Genomic DNA, 17,219 nt, shown 5'->3' with positions numbered 1-17,219 from the left:
GGGCTCCGGACTGTCCTTTTTGCTTTGCAGTATTGAATCCTGAATCCTCAGACGACTTCATCGTTCCCTCTCCACAACATTGTCGTCCCAACCGGACTTCCCGAAGGAGAAGCGCAATCGAAGGCCCTTGAGTTTCGCGCTGGTGCACACCGCCCTTAAGTCCCGCCATTAACCACGATTAATCCACCATCGTATAATCATCCTCAATGATCACCGTCTCCAAGGAGGACTACCTCAAGTCGATCCTCGAAGCGGAAAGCGAAGGTGAAGCCGTCATCTCTGCGCGGCTGGCCGGCCTGTTAAAGGTCTCGCCGCCCGCGGTGACGATGGCTCTCCGCCGCCTGAAGAAAGACGGCCTGGTCCGCGTCGAAGGTAAAGGCGAAGTTCGTCTCACCGCCGCTGGACGCAAGATCGCCCGCAAGCTCACTCTGCGACATCACCTGATCGAACGCATGCTCTCCGAACTGTTTGGCATGGAGTGGTGGAAGGTTCATGACGAGGCGGAGCGTCTGGAGCACGCCGTTTCGCCCGACTTTGAAGCCAAACTGCTGGGGAAACTGGGCTCGGGCGGCGCGTGTCCGCACGGGAACTTAAGTGAACTGGAAGGCCCGGGCAGCCGGCGCCGTCGGGGGCTGGTGCTGCTCGCCGAGGCCGCACTCGACCAGACCTATACCGTCAGCGGAATCTACGAACGCGATCGGCAGTTACTCGAGTTTCTCGAGCATCGTGGCGTGCGTCCGGGAGCAAAGCTGCGTCTACTGGAACGCAACTACGATCAGACGCTCACGCTGGCCACTGACTCGGGTAAGGTATCGCTTGGTCCGGCCGCGTCGGAGCGAGTGTGGATCTCGCCAGCTGGCCGGGCAAAACGTTAAACGATCTGCGATCGGAATAGGGCAAATGCTTGCCTGCGGCTGGCGGACAGGTGTGTCCGCCCCACACGAAACACATCCAAACAATTAACCTTTGTGATCCCTGCGCCGCAGGTAGTCGATGAACATCTGCTCGACTGGTTTGTCGTAGGCGATGAGGACGTGGCGGACGGTGTGTCCACTGACGAAGTGGCAGACTTCTTCGGCGAGGTTCTTGGCGTGATCGCCGGCGCGCTCCAGCGACTGGGTCATGAAGATGACTTGCAGGCTGGCTTGGCGAACGAGGTTTTCGGGATTTTCGATGTGACGCAGGAAGATCAGGTTGCGTAATCGGTCCATTTCGGCGTCGGCGCGGAGAACGTCGATGGCCTTACCGATTTCGCGCGAAGAAAATGCCGCGCCGCAATCGGTCAGCATTTTTTCGAGAATCGTCGCCATATGGGTCAGATCGCGGGTGTCTTCGGAATCGATCCGCCCGCTGACCGACAGCGCGCTATTGGCGAAGCTGAGCAGCAGGTCGCCAATTCGCTCCAGCCCGATCATGAACTTCATGCAGGCGAGCAGTTCGCGAGCCTCGGCGGGGCCCACTTCGGTGATCGCGGTGGTTACTCCGCTGTCGATTTCCATGTCGAGCGTATCGAGTTCGCGCTCGCGCTGGCGCAGAGAATTCAGGAGGGCGCTGGAGCCGGTGGCAATGCCTTCGGCCGCGGCCCCGGCCGCCTCCTTCGCCATGTTGCAGGCTTCCACTGTCCGGCGCACGATGTAATGATGCGCCGGTTCAGGATCGGGAGGCTTTATCGCGGTGCTCATACTTATGTCCGCCGAGCGAGAACGCGGGCGACGGAGAGAAATGGGAGAACCGTCGTCACGACTCTGCTGCTTATGAGATGGGATTGCCAACGCCTAAGCATAGAACTGCCTGTTGAAAGTCTGGTTAATAACCTGTGAATTTTCCGTCATTTTTCGCAAACGCAGTTCACGCGATTGGCAGGGTGAACAGGAAAGTACTGCCGTGGCCGAGTTCGCTTTCGGCGCGGATGGAGCCGCCGTGCGCCAGCATGATGTGCTTGGCGATGGCGAGTCCGAGGCCGGTGCCCCCGGATTCGCGGGAGCGCGCTTTGTCGACCCGGTAGAAACGCTCGAACAGACGGGGAAGATGTTCAGAGGCGATGCCGGCGCCGAAATCCTGCACGTAAAATTCGATCCCACGCCTGACGGGCCGGGCGCCCAGCAGTATCCGTCCGCCAGACCTTCCGTATTTCATCGCGTTGTCGATTAAATTGGAAAATACCTGATGAATGGCCTCGCGGTCGGCTCGCACTGCGGGCAGCGATTCGACTGGGCCTTTTTCGCCGGAGCTTTTTTCGGCTCCGGACTCGAGCATCTCCAGACTGAGACTGGGCACGCCCACGATCTGCAAATCCACTTCCTGGCCGCGGGCGACCTCGCGAAAACTTTCTTCGGCGTCATGCAGAAGTTCGACCGGAGGAACGGGCTCGGTGTCGAAGCGAGTCTCGCCCGATTCTACGCGCGCCAGCGTCAAAAGATCTTCCGTCAGGCGCGCCATGCGGGCTGCGTTTTTGCGGATAATCTCCAGAAACTCACGCGTTGGTCCAGAATTCTCGGAGCTGAGGTCCAGCAGAGTCTCCGAGTATCCCTGAATGGACGTCAACGGTGTGCGGAGTTCGTGGGAAACGTTGGCGATAAAGTCGCGGCGGGTTTTTTCCACGCGTTCGGTCTCGGTCAGATCGCGGAGTACGGCGACCGTCCCGCCATCGGGCAGGGGCGCCGCGGTCACATCGAAGGCGCGGCCAGGAACAATCGATGTAGCCCGCGTGGTCTTCACCTGCTTAGTGTTGGTAGCGCCCTGGACCGCGGCAAGGAAATCGGGATCGCGAATGGTTTCCACAACCGGAGCATTCAGCCGCGTATGCTGAGGAACCAGGCGATCCATGGGCTGATTGGCCCACTGCACCAACCCGTCAGAGCTAATGGCGATGACGGCATCCTGCATGCTGTTGAGCAGAGTTTCGAGCTGGCGCTGGCTGGAGCGCACCGCGGCAAAGCTGCGCTCGACCTGGCCGGCAGTTCTGTCGATGGCCGCGGCGACCCGGCCAATCTCATCGTAGGGAGCGTCTTTGACGCGGGCATGCAGGTCGCCCTGTTCGATGCGCGCGGCGACGTTCACAATTCGCTCGAGACGCCGCGAAGTCCACACCGAAGCCCAGGATGCGATGAGCAGCGCGATAATCAAAGCTACCGCTGAGCCCCAAAATAATCGCCGCCGCACCTGCGCCTGCACGGCTTCGACGTCGGAAAGGGGATAGGCAAGACGCACCGCTCCTCCAGAAACCGGCACGGCTACATAGAGAAACGGGACGCCGAGACTGGCGCTGAGCCGCTCGTTCTTGCCGGTCTGTCCAGTGAGGGCCACGGCAAACTCTTTGGGAGTGGTCGAATTCTCCATGCTGGCAGGGTTGGCCTCGGAGTCAGCGAGCACTTTCCCGGATGCGTCGATGATGGTGGCGCGGGCGCCGGCGGCGAGGGCTTCCTGAGCGGCAATTTCGGCCAGGGAATGCGTACGATCGGTTTCCACACGATGCGCAAACAGAACTGTCTTCTGGGTAAGATTGCGCTCAATCTCGGTGCGCAGCGAAGATTCCCAGGCGCCGCCCAGCATAACGTCGAGAATGGCGGCGGTGGCGGCGATCACGATCAGGAAGACGGCCAGCAGCTTGAAGAAAATCCGATTCTTCACGTTCTCCCGATTCTCCTGAGCGTCGTTCTTCTGAGTCTGATTCTCGCGAGGCAGCTCACTTCGGAGCCTCGAAGCGATAGCCGGCTCCTCGCACAGTCTTCAGATAGCGCGGATTTTCCGGGTCGGGCTCGATTTTCTCGCGGATGCGGCGGACGTAGACATCCACCGAGCGAGGCGTAACGTAGGCCGTATCGCGCCACACCGAGTCGAGAAGATGATCGCGGCTGAAGACGCGGCCCTTGTGGCGCGCGAAATAATCGAGCAGGCGGAACTCGGTCGCGGTGGTGGGCACCAGATTGCCGTGCACGGTCAGAGTCATGGCCGAAGGATCGATTTCGATCTCCCCAATCTTCATGGGGCTCGGTGGAAGCGGACGCTCGAAGCGGCGCAGCACAGCCTTGACGCGAGCCACCAGTTCGCGCGGGCTGAAGGGCTTGGCGATGTAGTCGTCGGCGCCCAGTTCGAGCCCCAGCACGCGATCGGCCTCGCTGCTTTTCGCGGTCAGAAAAATCACCGGCACCGAAGCGAGCCCCGGAGTCTGACGAATGGTGCGGCAAATTTCCAGACCGTCTTTGCCCGGGACCATAATGTCGAGGACGAAGAGCGCCGGGCGCTGCCGTTCCGCGTCGGAGAGAACATTTGCGCCAGTAGGATAAACGCGCACCGTGAACCCTTCGTGTTCCAGGTGATGGCGAACGAGGCGGGAAATGTCCGGGTCGTCTTCAACGACAAAAAGGCTAGGTTTCACGGAATTATTGTAGCGGAGCGGGTGGCGAGTACCTAGTACCGAGTACTGGCTTACGTACACAGGCTGCGAATTTCATCGGATGTTAATAATCAGGTTTGCGGAGGGGTCGAACTGGAAACGGCAACTGAGCGGGATGACCGTGGTGGCGCTGTATTCAGTGATGATGGCGGGCCCGGAGTATTTTCTGCCGGGCTTCAGGTCGTCACGCGAGTACAGCTTCGTTTCTAATTTCTTGCCTTCGAACAGGACCTTGGCTTTGAGTACGGAAGGCCTGCCGAGCCTTGCTCGGCTTGGACGGGCGAATGCGCCCGTCCCCGCGCAACCCGTCGTGACTTCCAGCTTCGGAGTTTTCACCACGGCTTGCAGGCGCAAGGTAACTATCTCGACTTCGCGCTTGGAATGCGCGTAGCCGTAGCGTCGCTGGTGTTCGCGTTCGAAGTCGGGCAACAGATTTCTAGTGAGCGGGATGTTGAGTTCGTATCCCTGGCCGCGATAGCGCAAATCCACGCTGCGGCTGTAACCCGGCTTTCCGGCCCATGATTCACGACGGAATTCTATGGCGGCCATTCCTTCGAGCGCGGAAAATTGGGCGGCGAGTTGCGCCCGGGGAATCTCTTTGGAAACGCGCCACAGAACCGTGCGCGAATAATTCTTGACCACATCGCTGGCCAGAATGCCTAAGGCCGAGAGCGCTCCGGGAAGCGCCGGCACGATCACGTGCGGAATTCTAAGCGCTTCGGCGAGGGCGCAAGCGTGAAGGCCTCCCGCGCCGCCAAAGGCGACCAGCGCGAAGTGGCGCGGATCGCGGCCCCGCTCGATGGAGACCACACGGATGGCTTTCTCCATCGAGGCGTTGACGACGCGAATGACTCCGCCGGCGAATTGATCGAGCGTAAGCTTTGAGCCTTGCTTCTTCAAAAATTCCTGCGTGATGCGGCGCGCGCGATCGATGTCGAGAATGAAATTTCCGCCGAGAAAGCGAGTGGGTTGCAGCCGGCCGAGAAGAAGATTGGCATCGGTAACAGTCGGCTGCATACCGCGCCCGTAGCAGATCGGGCCAGGATCGGCCCCCGCCGATTCCGGGCCTACGCGAAGAACACCGGCAGCGTCGAAGCGCGCCAGCGACCCTCCTCCGGCGCCGACGGTATGAATGTCGAGCATGGGCACACTCACTGGCAGGCCCGCGACCTGGGCGTCGGTGGCGGTTTTGATTTCGCCTTCGACCAGCGAGACGTCAGTGGAAGTTCCTCCCATGTCAAAGGCAATGATTCGTTCGAAGCCGCTGGCGCGTGCCGTGGCAGCAGCGCCAACGACGCCTCCGGCGGGCCCAGAGAGCACGGTGCGCACCGGTTCGCGGGCGGCGGCAGAGAGCGCGGTAATGCCTCCGCTGGATTGCATGACGAAAATGCGGCTTCCGGCTTTTGGCTTCCGGCTTCCGGTTTGCGAACTCGGAAGTGTATCGGTTTCCGAAAGCCGAGAGCCGGGAGCCCGAAGCCGGTCCGCGAGGTTGTGCAGATAGCGCTGCATCACGGGCTGCAGATAGGCGTTGATGACTACCGTGGACGTGCGTTCATACTCGCGAAACTCAGGGAGGATTTCGTGCGAGACTGAGAGCGGCACAGACAGCCGCTTCAGCGCTTTCGCAATCGCCTGTTCATTTTTCGGATTTGCGAATGAGAAGAGTAGGGAGATCGCAATCGACCCTGGCTTCGCGTCGGCGAGGCGCTCTACGAGCGAGCCCAATTCTTCCGCCGTGGGAGATGTCAGGATTTCGCCGTCGCTGGCAACGCGTTCGTCGATGCCGAAGCGCAGATTCGCGGGGACAAGCGACTCGACGCGGTCGAAGAAGAAATCGTAAAGCTTGGGGCGGGCCTGGCGTCCGATCTCGATGGCATCTTCGAATCCCGCGGTGGTGACGAGAGCAGTGCGCGCGCCCTTGCGTTCGAGCAGCGTGTTGGTTCCCACGGTGGTCCCATGAAGCAGGAGGAAGTCTCCGCCAGGTGCGATTTTGTGGAGTGCTTCGACAATGGCCTGCGAGGGATCGGCCGGCGTAGAAAAAACTTTCAGCAGGCGCAGGCTGCGGGTCGACGAGTCAATCCAAACGCAGTCGGTGAATGTGCCGCCAGTGTCGATGGCAATGCGCAGGGGTTGAGAGCGGCTGGGCATGCGGTATGAGAGGACTAGGGTAACATCCGGCGAAGCCTTCTTCTCGCGAAAGGCGGCTCTTCTCGCAAAGGACGCGAGGAACCGGGCACAGCCGCGAATTTAGATTCCGCGAGGCGGGCCTCAGTGCCATAATCAATGCTGGTACGGAATATGGTAGAATGGGCGTCAATATGGAGACTGTGCGCAAGATCACCGTCGAGGTACCCGGGGAACTGCTGGAAAAGGCCCAAGTAGCCATCGGCGCGGGCATCACAGAGACGGTCCGTACCGGGCTCCGGCTGGTTGCTGCATCGAGGACCTACGCCCATTTGAGAAAACTGCGAGGGAAAGTGCTCTTCTCGCGCACGTTTAGTGAACTGAAAGCCGACCGCTGAATTTACGAGCAATGAGTTTATGACCAATGATTGCGGCTGATACGAGCACTTGGATCGCCTTTCTGGAAGGTGCCAGAGGCGAAGATGTGGATCTGCTCGATAAGGCGCTCGCCGAGCGGCAGGTAGTCATGGCCCCTGCCGTGCTCACTGAGTTGTTGAGCGACCCTGATCTTCCTTTGGGCGTAGCCGAAACTCTCTCCGAAATACCCATGATAGAAATTGAAGCTGGCTACTGGCAACGGGCGGGGATGCTGCGGGCAAAGGCGCTTCGAAAGCATCGCAAGGCCCGGCTGGGTGATGCCCTGATCGCCCAGACCTGTATCGACCGAGATATCCCGTTGCTTACGCGGGACCGGGATTTCCGGACGTTTGCCTCAGCTGCCAATCTGGATCTGTTAATGAGGCCGGAACGCGCGTAGAACGGGCACGCAGCTGCTCCTCTCCGGCCCTCCGATCTGTTCGCAATATATGGCCATGAAAAGCTTCATAGTTATTTGGCGTACGCATGGGACTTCGGTCGACGAGTCAATCCAAACGCAATCTGTGAAAGTGCCGCCAGCATCGATGGCTACGCGGAGGAGTTGGGAGCGGCGACGCATGACGTGGGTGCGAATTAGGGTAACCATCCACAACCTCACGTCTTGCAATGAACGTCGAATATCGCGCACCCCGAATTAGAATCCGGGCTCATCCGACAAGGCACTCGAAAAGGACGAGATACTACGATACGATCCTGGCTATGGCTCCTAGCCCGGGCATCCACGAATTCATTGAGCGCGCCAAGGCAAGCGGCGCGTCAGAGCAGTCGCTGGTGGGCATTCTCACGGCTCGAGGCTGGCCGGAGAAAGAAGTCTACGAAGCGCTTGCTGCTCACTACGAACGCGTAACAGGAATGGAGATCCCCCACCGCCTGGGCACCGGAACGGCGGCCAAGGACGCCTTCTTTCACTTACTCATCTTCTCGACTCTGGCCATTTGGACGATCGGCTTGGGCGTACTGGCCTTCACAATGATCGACCGTTGGCTGGCGGACACCTTATTTTCAGCAGGCTATTACCAAGGGTACGATATTTACAGCGCCGCCGGATCGATGGCTTCGGTGCTGGTGGCCTTTCCGATTTACCTGCTGGTCTCCCGGGCAGTTTTACACGACGAGGGCATCCACCCGGAGAAGTTGAACTCACCCGTCCGCAAGTGGTTGACGTACATGGCGCTGGTTATTGCCGCATGCGTCATCATCGGTGATCTGATCGCCGCGTTGACCTATTTCCTTCGGGGCGAGATCACCTCTCGATTCCTTGCCAAAGCCTTCGTCGTGCTGGTGCTCTCCGGCGGTGTTTTCTTCTACTACTTTGGGGGGCTGAAACGGTCGGAAGAATCCGAGCCTCACGATAAATGGAGCAGGAACAGGTGGATGGCAGGGGTTAGCGGCGTGGCGGTGGTGGTTATGCTGATCTTTGGATTTTCGTACATTGGATCACCACGTAGTCAACGACTACTGCGCGCCGACGCAAAGCGCGTGCAGGATTTATATCAGCTGAGTGACAAAATCCATACCATCTGGAACTCGAATCAAAAGCTCCCTGGGCATCTTGACGAGTTACCGGATATGGTATTCGCTGATCCCATCACTCGCGTGGCGTATGAGTACCGCGTCGCAGAAGGAAGCCACTACGAGCTGTGTGCGACATTTGCAGCAACCAGCGAGCAGAACGAATCCATTCCACGTTCAAAGGCTTGGTCTCATTCCGCCGGACGCCACTGCTTCGCAATCGATGCTGCCCAAGTACCGAACAATCCGAACATTTACTTTCCGAACTGATTTGGCCCAAGATGTGCTCTGCAGAAGCTCATGAGGGGAAATTCCATGTCGTTTCGTCTTCTCAAGTTCGTTACAGCTCTAGCGATGGGAACAGCAGCGGCCTGCGGCTTCACTGCCCAGGCGCCGGCGCAGACACCGACCCCGGTGTCGAAACGGCCCCAGAGCTCGCGCCACAAGGCCACGCCAGCAAAGATTTACGAAGATCGTGAGATTAACGTCGTTATTCCTGCTGGCTGGCGTATCGTGCCCGACGCAGCGCTGAAGGATCCAGACGGGCTGGCGATCTCTTTGGCCAGTTCCGTCAGTCAAGCCGAAGGGAAGCTCATCTTGGAGAAAAACGGCTATACCTTGGGACTCGCCTATCGCACAGGCCACGCCAGCGGGATCGAAGGCGGAAGGCTTAACGAGGCCTTCAACATTCCATGGCCTGGCGTCGAGGATGTTGCGGAGTGCGGCGCATACTTGCGGTCGCATACCCAGCCAGCCAGCCGAATCTTCATCTTTAACAACCTGATTGTCGACCCTGCCGATCCCAAGGCGCGGGAGAGTTGTGGCCTCGACCAAAACCTAAAGGCCTGGAGCGATGAAAATGGAATGAAGCGAAGATGGTTTGGAGGAAATTTCGCCACAGCTGACGCCGGCCTGTTCCTCGATTCGCTGGGGGAGGGGTGCGGTCAGAAGCTATACACCTTAACTTTTCAGGCGAGGCACCCCGAACGGCTTCCTGACGATCGAGATCCCAACCTGAAGAAGATGATCGGAGAAGCGATCGACATCGTCAATTCCATCCACTATGAGCGTTGTCCACCGGCCCCGTAATGCGCTGTCCCACATCAGTAATGGCGCTAACCCTTCGTGGTGAAGGCCAGCGTCAGCAGCGTTTTCTGTTCCACTTCATGCGCCTTCGAACTCCCCGTCGCAGGGCTGGCGCCGGAGCTTCGCTTAACGCTCAGCACCGGGCGATCACCGGCGATGCGCTTCAGGCGCGGGAGCATGTTGAAGAGCGCTCCCATGTTGGCGGGCTCTTCCTGCACCCAGACGATGTCGGCCTGCTTACCATGGCGATCGAATTCGGCAACCAATTCCTGGTCGGGAAACGGGTAAAGCTGCTCCAGAAAAATGATCGCAGTGCTCGTATCTTTTCTCTTCTTGCGCTCGGCCTGAAGTTCGTGACCGATTTTTCCCGTGCAGACGAGGATGCGGTCGGCCTCGCCAACTTGCGTGTCGGGAATCACATTCAGAAAATTCTTGTGCGTGAAGTCTTCAATCGGCGAACTCGCGTCAGCATGGCGCAGCATGCTCTTGGGCGTGAAGACGACCAGCGGCTTGCGCCAGTGCCGTAGCGCCTGCCGGCGCAGCAAATGGAAATATTGCGCAGCGTTCGACGGTTGCGCGATTTGAATATTATGTTTTGCCGCGAGCTGAATGAAGCGCTCGATGCGGGCGCTCGAATGTTCCGGTCCCTGGCCTTCGTAGCCGTGCGGCAGCAGCATTACCACGCCGGAGAGTAGATTCCACTTAGCTTCTCCGGCGCTGATGAACTGGTCGATGATCGCTTGCGCCACGTTGACGAAGTCCCCAAACTGCGCCTCCCACAGCACAAGCGATTCGGGATAGTCGCGGCTGTAGCCGTATTCGAAGCCGAGCACTCCGGCTTCGGAGAGCGTTGAATTATAAATCTCGCAGCGCGCCTGACCGGGCGCGATATTTTCGAGTGGAACGTATTCGTCTTCGTTTTCGATGTCGATCAGAACCGAATGCCGCTGATTAAAAGTGCCACGCCGCGAATCCTGCCCGCTGAAACGCACATGCGTTCCTGCCTTTACCAGACTCGCGAAAGCAAGCGCTTCGGCCATGCCGTAATCGACGGGGCGCTGCCCCGTCCCCATTTCCGCGCGCTGTTCGAGAAGCTTCTTTACTTTGGGATGAATATGGAAGCCGTCGGGATACGTAGTGAGACGAGTCGTGAGCTCGGATAATGCCTCCGACGACAATCCGGTTTCGACTTCGTATTCCGGCCGGTAAGCGCCGCCGAAATAGTTATTCCAATATTTCGGCAGATCGCGCATCAGGGGTTTGTGCTTGATGCTGCCCGCGTCTTTCTGCGCGGCTTCGAATTCGGCTCGAACGGCCGCCGCCTGTTCCGGCGCGCCAGTCGCGCCCGTATCATCGGCGTAAATCTCCCACAGCGGCGGATGCTCTTTGATCTTCTTATAGAGCAGCGGCTGCGTGATCGTCGGATCGTCGACCTCGCTGTGCCCGTGGCGGCGATAGCCGATGAGATCGATCACGACATCGGTGCCGAACTTGTAGCGATACTCGGTGGCCATGCGCGCGACGCGCACCACGGCGTCCACATCTTCGCCATTAACGTGGAAGATGGGAATCGACTGTCGTCGAGCGATGCACGCGGCAAAGCGCGTCGAGTGCTCCTCGGTATAGCTTGTCGTGAAGCCGAGCAGATTATTGACGATCACATGAATGGTGCCGCCCACGGTGAAGCCGGGAAGGTCGGCATAGTTCATGGTCTCGGCGAGAATGCCTTGTCCGGCAAACGCCGCGTCGCCATGCACGATGAGCGGAAGATATTTTTCGCTTCCGCCTTCGCCGGTGCGGTCCTGCTTAGCGCGGGTGCGGCCGACGGTGACGGGATCGACGGCTTCAAGATGACTGGGATTTGAAACCAGATGGATGTGAACCCTGGCGCCGCTGCGCGTCAAGTATTCGCCAGTCGCTCCCATGTGATATTTCACGTCGCCGGAGCCGAGCACGCTGCGCGGGTCGACATCTTCAAACCCCGCGAAAATTTCCTGTGCCGGACGCTGCGCCACATGCGCAATCACATTGAGGCGGCCGCGGTGGCTCATGCCCATGACCAACTCGATCGCTCCGCGCTGTGCGGCTGTATCGAGAACTTCATCCACCAGCGGAATGAGCGCGGTCACGCCTTCGAGCGAAAACCGCTTGCTGCCGAGATAACGCTGCTGCATGACCTGCTCGAACACGTCGGCCCGAGTCAGCAATTCGAGGATGCGCGCCTGATCTTTTTCTGTGACCTCGAAACCTTGCGACGGCGACTCCATGCGCTCATAAACCCAGCGCCGCCGCTCCGGTCGATAGAGGTGATTGATCTCGATGCCGATGGTCGAAGAATAAATTGCCTGCGCCTCGCGCGCGTACTCGCCGTCGCGCTCGAGTTCCGGCGTCTCCCGCGGACGTAGAAAACCGAGCGGGTCAAGATCGCCCTCGAGATATCCCCATTGGCGGTAAGCGTTGAAAACGCGTTCGCGCTCGGGATTGGAGCCATTCGTAGATTCGGGAACGGCCGATTCCATAACGGCAGGTTCGATAGCGGCAGATTCGACGACAGCGGCACGAGCGCCGCCATTGGAAGCTTTGGATTTCGGGGTCATAAGAATGCAGCTACTAGGATAAAGGATGCGAGAGGTAAGTTGGGGGATTCGTCAAGCGGAGAAACATGGTGTGGGAGGGGCGGACTGTGTGGGGCGGACACGCTTGTCCATCGAAGCCTGGTGCGCGCGTCGGCGGTCGCATGAAATACGCGCGTTCCAAGAGTCCGGTCACTGCACGCAGGCGGACAGGAGTGTCCGCCCCACACAATCACGTCAGGCTACGGCGTGATCTCGAAGACCGTCCCCCCGTTTTCGTAGGTGTAGCCGTTGATGCCGCCGACGCTGGTGGTGCCGTAGATTTTTCCCGCAGAGTCGAGAATGACGCCGGCAAAGGGATCGGCTCCATCCGAGGCCGGGCCGTTGAAGCTATACAGCACGCTCTCTGTCCAGCCGCCCGCCGAAGGAGCGAGTTTGAAGACGGTGCCGCAGCCGCCGCCGAAGCAGAAGATGTTGGACGCGCTTCCACCTTCCTCAGTCGTTCCATATAAGTTGCCCGCCGCGTCCCAGGTCAGCGTGGAGAGTGGAATGGTGCCGTCGGGAACTCCGGCAAACGGGTAGATCACGGTTTCCGTCCACGGACCGCTGGTTGTGGGTGTCAACTTGTAGACGACGCCGCAGCCGTAACCGCAGCCAACGGGGCCCCCGGTTGGCGTGGTGCCGTAAAGATTGCCCGCGGAATCGAGAATCACGCCGCCGTTTGGTCCGGCACCGTCAAGGCCGCCGGTGAAAGTGTAGAGAACGCTTTGCGTCCAGGTTCCCGTGGAGTTCGGTGAAAGCTTGAAGACGACGCCTAGACCCTGGTCGCCCGTCCCGATACCGCCTTCGGCAGTCGTGCCATACAGATTGCCGGCAGCGTCGATACTGAGGCCGGCGATGGGGAAAGATCCGTCTTGCAAGCCCTGGAAATTGTAGATGACGCTCTCCGTCCATTCGTGGTTGGAGGTGGGAGCGAGCTTGAACACGGTGCCGCAGTAGTTGCAGTTCAGGTACGAACCAGTTCCACCACTGACGGTCGTGCCGTAGAGATTGCCGGCCTTATCCATAACCAAAGTCCCCCACGGACTGGCTCCATCGCTGTGATTGTGACGGCCGAATTCATAGATGGTTCGGAAACTCCATCCACCGGAGGCCGTTGGCGTCAGCTTGAAGACAGTGCCTCCTCCGTAGACACTGTTCGAGGTCGTACCGTAAAGATTTCCGGCGGAGTCGAAGATGAGACTACCCTGAGGATAGTCGCCGTCGCCGTTTTGGGTTCCCGTGAAGTTGTGAATGATTGTCCGCGCCCAGGTTCCATTGGATTGGCGCGAGAGTTTAAAGATCAAACCACAGCCAAAGTTGGAAAGGGGACACTGATTAACGCCGCCCGTGGCCGCAACGCCATAAAAGTTTCCGGCGGCGTCCTCCACAAGGCCGCCCCGAATTTGGGCGCCGTCAGTAGCGGGAAAACCGTAAACCTGAGTCTCGTTATAGGAGCCGCCGGCCAGCTCAAATACGGTGCCGAAATTGGCCTCGGTGCCCAGACGAGTCGTGCCGATGAGGTCGCCGGAAGGATCGATGAGAACCGCACCTTGTGGATTGGCTCCATCGGTTTCGCCAACGAAGTCGTGAAGAATCGTTTCCTTCCAGGTACTGAGGCTCGGAGAAAGTCTGTACACCGTGCCGCAACTGGCGCAGGTGGTTGAACCGGATCCTCCTCCATACGTGGTGCCGTACAAATTGCCCGCGCTGTCGATACTGACGGTTCCGTACGGAGAGTTGCCGTCGTTGCCGCCGGCAAAGACGTGCAGGACGCTCTCGGTGTACTGCGAACCGGAGCCGCGGACCAACTCGAACACAACGCCGTCGTTATTGACGCCGCCCTGCGCCGATGTGCCGTAAATATTTCCAGCCGAGTCGAGGGTAACGCCGTTGGGACGGCCGCCCTGCGTCTGTGAATCAGCCATGGTGAACAGGGTCGTCTCGGTCCAGTGGGAGGACGCCGGGGTTAGTTTGAATACAGTCCAGGGCAGCGTTTCTGCCGTGGTCGCGCCATAAAGATTGCCGGCCGAGTCAATGGCCAAAGATGCAGCCGGAATGCCCCCGTCCGCCTGACCCTGGAATTTGTATATGAACGATTCAGTCCAACCACTGTTGGATGGACTAAGCCGAAAAACCAGCCCACATGGTCCTCCGCATGCCGAGGTGTTTTCAATGCCGCCGGTAGCGACGCCGTAGACGTTCCCCAGGGAGTCGAGCAGGATGCCCGCCGGGGCAGAGCCATCCGTCGTTCCACCCGCGAAGTCGTGGAGAACGATGAAAGCCCAAGAGCCGTTTGTCTCGGGCGAAAGTTCGAACACGACGCCGTAGCCGTAGGTGCTATAGGAAGTCGAGCCGCCGGCCGTGGTGGCGCCAAACAGATTGCCTTCTGCATCGATCGCGAGACTATTGGGCTGGAAGCCGTCGGTGAGGCCCGTGAAGTTGTGAAGAACTTTCTGCTGCCACTTGCCGGAGGAGTTGCGACTGAGCTTGAACACCACTCCGAAGCCGTACGTGCCGCCACTGGAAGTCGTGCCGTAGACGTTGCCTTGTGCGTCCTGAACCAGGTTAGCGCCTGGGAAAGCGCCTTGTCCCACATTGACGAACTGGTGGAGCACGGTTTCCGTTCCGGCCGTCGCGAACGTTTGGCAGGCAAAGAGAACAACGGCTGCGAGCAGACTGTGGACGAAGATAGCGGGCAGGGATTTGCGCTTCATTGAGATCACCTCTCGGGAAGTTCAGATCGAAGTTCGAATCGAAGGGGAGGAGATCTGCCGGGGCTTCTCCGACAGAGGCGAACACTCTATCACAGCCATAAGGAGGCGTAAAGACGAGCGGTGTTAAAAAATCGCGCCAGCCGAAGCGGATGTCCCGATATTAACGGGACATCCGCTTCATGAGGCGTACTAATTGACTGCAACGGTTCGTTATTTCTTATGCCCGCCGCTGAAGTCGAACAGGTCCATTAAATTGCCGATCGCTGGGCTATTCAACGGGACGTAGGGATCGCTCGTGCTGGTTACTGGATTGGGGTAGTTATCGCGGCTGCGAGAGGTGAGCGGAGTCACTCCCCAGTTCGCTTCAATGAATTTCACGATTGAAACGTGATCGGCATACACGTGCGAGATGTGGCCGGCTTTGGTGAAGGGAGAAATGGCCAGCACGGGAATCCGGGTGCCGTCGCCAAAGTAATCCAGAGGCTGAACGTAGCCGGAGTCGTAGTAGCCACCGCCTTCGTCAAAGGTGACGAAGATCGCGGTGGTCGCCCACAGGTCCGGTTGGGCCTGAACCATGTCGACGATCTTCTTCACGAAGCCCTCGAACAGATCGAGCTTCGAAGAGGACGGGTGGCCGTCGAGCCATCCATCGGGTTTCACGTACGACACTGCCGGCAGTTTCCCGGCCTGAATCGACTTATAGAGATTCAGCGTGTCCTGCAAGTGCTTCCGGTTCGTTGCACTCGTCATGATCGAGTTGACGTACTGGAATGGATTGCAGATATTGCAATATTGGTTATCGGGGGTCACGTAATTGTTATAGGGATTTGCCAGATAGGCATCCCATTGTTCGCCGAAGTACGCCCAGGTGATGTTCTTTTCATTCAACGCATCGCCCAGAGACCGCATGGGCGACGGAGGAATGGTGAAGACCGTCGAGTTCGGATTGTCGATGTCGAGGTAGGCGTTGGTCCCGTCCCCATAGTAGCCGGGATTGTAGTTGTTCAGCAGGTAGTAGTGGTCCGAGTCGCAGTTGGGAGCGATGGGATTCGAAAGCGCGCCCAGGTAGCTGGTGATCACCGAAACTCCGGGCTGGCTGGTATCGGAGCAATTCGTATAGGTGCCTCCGCCATAGGACGGGGAACCATACGAGCCGCCGCCGTAACCATCTTCCGTGTACCAGTTATTGGTGCCGACCTGAGCGTTGGGATTTTCGATCTCGTCCACGACGCCGGCGTTCGGGCTGCCGGCGGCAACAAGCTCGTTGTGAGGAGGCATGGCCGGGTCGCCGTTGGATGAGCTAAACCAAATCGCGTCAGCCAACCCCAGCATGACATGGTTGGCGCCTGTTCCACCCAGCACGGCCTGGTGATAGTTGTCACTGATCGCGTAGTGATCGGCAAGATACTTCAGGTAAGGGGCATCGCCCTGTTGCATGTTGTAAAAGCCCATCGAAGTCGAGCCTTCTCCGGTCGTGGTGTCGTTGAAGGTGGCGGACTGGGGCAGTCCGTTGGTGCCGGCGCCCACCGTGGTTTCGACCCAAGGGAAGAGGTCGGCGCTGCAACCGCTGGGATTGGCTGAGACCGCTTTCGACGTGTTGCAGTCCAGTTGTTGCCACATCTGGTAAAAGCGATGCACCGGGCTGTTGTCATACACATCGTAGGGGTGGGTCGCAGAGGTTAGCTGGAATGGGCCGCTGGGCAGCGTAGTCGCGTTGGGGATGCGAGTATCGACAACTCCATGCGCCAAACCCGTGCCGCCGCTGGTGAGGTAAACGTAGTAGTTTTCGGGAAGGCCATACTCGTACTTCTTGGCATCCGCGACGGTCGCAAATGGCGGCGTGGTGTAACCTCCCGCGAGCACCGGGGGCAGCACTGGGTACGCGGTATTATCCGATGGGCTAAGTTGATAACCGTCGGCGCTGTTATCAACCGCCGCCGATTGGCTGGCCAGCGAGAAATTGGGCCCGGGCGTCCCGTCTGCATTGACGATGCCCTTGGAGAAGAGGTTCGAGACGGTGTCGCTGCCAACCGGTTGGTAAGTGGCGAACACATGGTCGAAAGTGCGGTTTTCTCCGATGATTACGATCACGTGTTTGATGGGTGTAGTCGTGGTCACATCGTACGCGGGATCTTGAGCGGCGGCGGGAAGCGGCGCTCCGAGATTCGCGACGATGGCAAATAGGCTGGTGGCAACGGCGAGGTGCTGCCTGGCTTTCGCCAGGAAACCTGGTGTAGGCATGTATTTCCTCCTGAAAGAACTACTCAGGTGACGTTAGCCGGAGCGGGACAATGCAACTATGAAATCCAGATTAAAATAAATCCACACCCGTTC

At 58.9% G+C, this 17,219-nt stretch carries 12 protein-coding genes; 5 read left to right on the top strand and 7 right to left on the bottom strand.

Features of this window, described 5'->3' with window-relative positions:
• Positions 1-206: 206 nt before the first annotated feature.
• Positions 207-875, top strand: coding sequence for a metal-dependent transcriptional regulator (locus VGM18_02390; GenBank protein ID HEY3971821.1), 669 nt, complete (start codon positions 207-209; stop codon positions 873-875).
• 84 nt (positions 876-959) lie between these two features.
• On the opposite strand, the gene VGM18_02385 is transcribed toward VGM18_02390, so the two are convergent.
• The 4 genes from VGM18_02385 to VGM18_02370 form a co-directional block, all read right to left on the bottom strand.
• Positions 960-1,682, bottom strand: a complete 723-nt coding sequence (locus VGM18_02385; protein ID HEY3971820.1) for a PhoU domain-containing protein — start codon at positions 1,680-1,682, stop codon at positions 960-962.
• Between the two features lie 166 nt (positions 1,683-1,848).
• On the bottom strand, positions 1,849-3,630 hold the full coding sequence (locus VGM18_02380; protein HEY3971819.1) for an ATP-binding protein: 1,782 nt from the start codon (positions 3,628-3,630) through the stop codon (positions 1,849-1,851).
• Between the two features lie 55 nt (positions 3,631-3,685).
• Entirely contained in the window at positions 3,686-4,378 is a 693-nt protein-coding gene (locus tag VGM18_02375) for a response regulator transcription factor (GenBank protein ID HEY3971818.1), read from the bottom strand.
• Between the two features lie 72 nt (positions 4,379-4,450).
• A complete protein-coding gene (locus VGM18_02370) occupies positions 4,451-6,544 on the bottom strand; it encodes a hydantoinase/oxoprolinase family protein (GenBank protein ID HEY3971817.1) in 2,094 nt (697 codons plus the stop codon).
• Between the two features lie 158 nt (positions 6,545-6,702).
• On the opposite strand from VGM18_02370, the gene VGM18_02365 reads away from it, so the two are divergent.
• The 4 genes from VGM18_02365 to VGM18_02350 all read left to right on the top strand — a co-directional run bounded on the left by VGM18_02365 (position 6,703) and on the right by VGM18_02350 (position 9,559).
• Positions 6,703-6,918, top strand: a complete 216-nt coding sequence (locus VGM18_02365; GenBank protein ID HEY3971816.1) for a hypothetical protein — start codon at positions 6,703-6,705, stop codon at positions 6,916-6,918.
• A gap of 26 nt (positions 6,919-6,944) precedes the next feature.
• Positions 6,945-7,337: a PIN domain-containing protein gene (locus VGM18_02360; GenBank protein ID HEY3971815.1), complete on the top strand. Its 393-nt coding sequence runs from the start codon at positions 6,945-6,947 to the stop codon at positions 7,335-7,337.
• Between the two features lie 320 nt (positions 7,338-7,657).
• Positions 7,658-8,740, top strand: coding sequence for a DUF5671 domain-containing protein (locus VGM18_02355; protein HEY3971814.1), 1,083 nt, complete (start codon positions 7,658-7,660; stop codon positions 8,738-8,740).
• A 45-nt stretch (positions 8,741-8,785) separates the two neighbouring features.
• Entirely contained in the window at positions 8,786-9,559 is a 774-nt protein-coding gene (locus VGM18_02350) for a hypothetical protein (GenBank protein HEY3971813.1), read from the top strand.
• A gap of 26 nt (positions 9,560-9,585) precedes the next feature.
• Here the strand turns inward: VGM18_02350 and VGM18_02345 are convergent, their stop codons facing one another.
• From VGM18_02345 to VGM18_02335, 3 genes are all read right to left on the bottom strand, one after another.
• A complete protein-coding gene (locus VGM18_02345) occupies positions 9,586-12,153 on the bottom strand; it encodes a 2-oxoglutarate dehydrogenase E1 component (protein ID HEY3971812.1) in 2,568 nt (855 codons plus the stop codon).
• 218 nt (positions 12,154-12,371) lie between these two features.
• The gene (locus VGM18_02340) at positions 12,372-14,885 is read right to left on the bottom strand and encodes a choice-of-anchor tandem repeat GloVer-containing protein (GenBank protein HEY3971811.1); all 2,514 of its coding nucleotides are present in this window, start codon (positions 14,883-14,885) and stop codon (positions 12,372-12,374) included.
• Positions 14,886-15,095: 210 nt separating this feature from the next.
• A complete protein-coding gene (locus tag VGM18_02335) occupies positions 15,096-17,126 on the bottom strand; it encodes an alkaline phosphatase family protein (GenBank protein HEY3971810.1) in 2,031 nt (676 codons plus the stop codon).
• Positions 17,127-17,219 lie beyond the last annotated feature (93 nt).

This window comes from Candidatus Sulfotelmatobacter sp. (assembly GCA_036500765.1).
GTDB lineage: Bacteria > Acidobacteriota > Terriglobia > Terriglobales > Acidobacteriaceae > Sulfotelmatobacter.
This window is presented reverse-complemented; position numbering and strand designations above follow the sequence as displayed.

What these genes read in the sequence shown, in the direction of transcription:
- VGM18_02390 (HEY3971821.1), top strand. Translation starts at nt 207, where the DNA reads ATGATCACCGTCTCCAAGGAGGACTACCTCAAGTCGATCCTCGAAGCG.
- VGM18_02385 (HEY3971820.1), bottom strand. Translation starts at nt 1,682, where the DNA reads ATGAGCACCGCGATAAAGCCTCCCGATCCTGAACCGGCGCATCATTAC.
- VGM18_02370 (HEY3971817.1), bottom strand. Translation starts at nt 6,544, where the DNA reads ATGCCCAGCCGCTCTCAACCCCTGCGCATTGCCATCGACACTGGCGGC.
- VGM18_02365 (HEY3971816.1), top strand. Translation starts at nt 6,703, where the DNA reads ATGGGCGTCAATATGGAGACTGTGCGCAAGATCACCGTCGAGGTACCC.
- VGM18_02360 (HEY3971815.1), top strand. Translation starts at nt 6,945, where the DNA reads ATGATTGCGGCTGATACGAGCACTTGGATCGCCTTTCTGGAAGGTGCC.
- VGM18_02355 (HEY3971814.1), top strand. Translation starts at nt 7,658, where the DNA reads ATGGCTCCTAGCCCGGGCATCCACGAATTCATTGAGCGCGCCAAGGCA.
- VGM18_02350 (HEY3971813.1), top strand. Translation starts at nt 8,786, where the DNA reads ATGTCGTTTCGTCTTCTCAAGTTCGTTACAGCTCTAGCGATGGGAACA.
- VGM18_02345 (HEY3971812.1), bottom strand. Translation starts at nt 12,153, where the DNA reads ATGACCCCGAAATCCAAAGCTTCCAATGGCGGCGCTCGTGCCGCTGTC.
- VGM18_02340 (HEY3971811.1), bottom strand. Translation starts at nt 14,885, where the DNA reads ATGAAGCGCAAATCCCTGCCCGCTATCTTCGTCCACAGTCTGCTCGCA.
- VGM18_02335 (HEY3971810.1), bottom strand. Translation starts at nt 17,126, where the DNA reads ATGCCTACACCAGGTTTCCTGGCGAAAGCCAGGCAGCACCTCGCCGTT.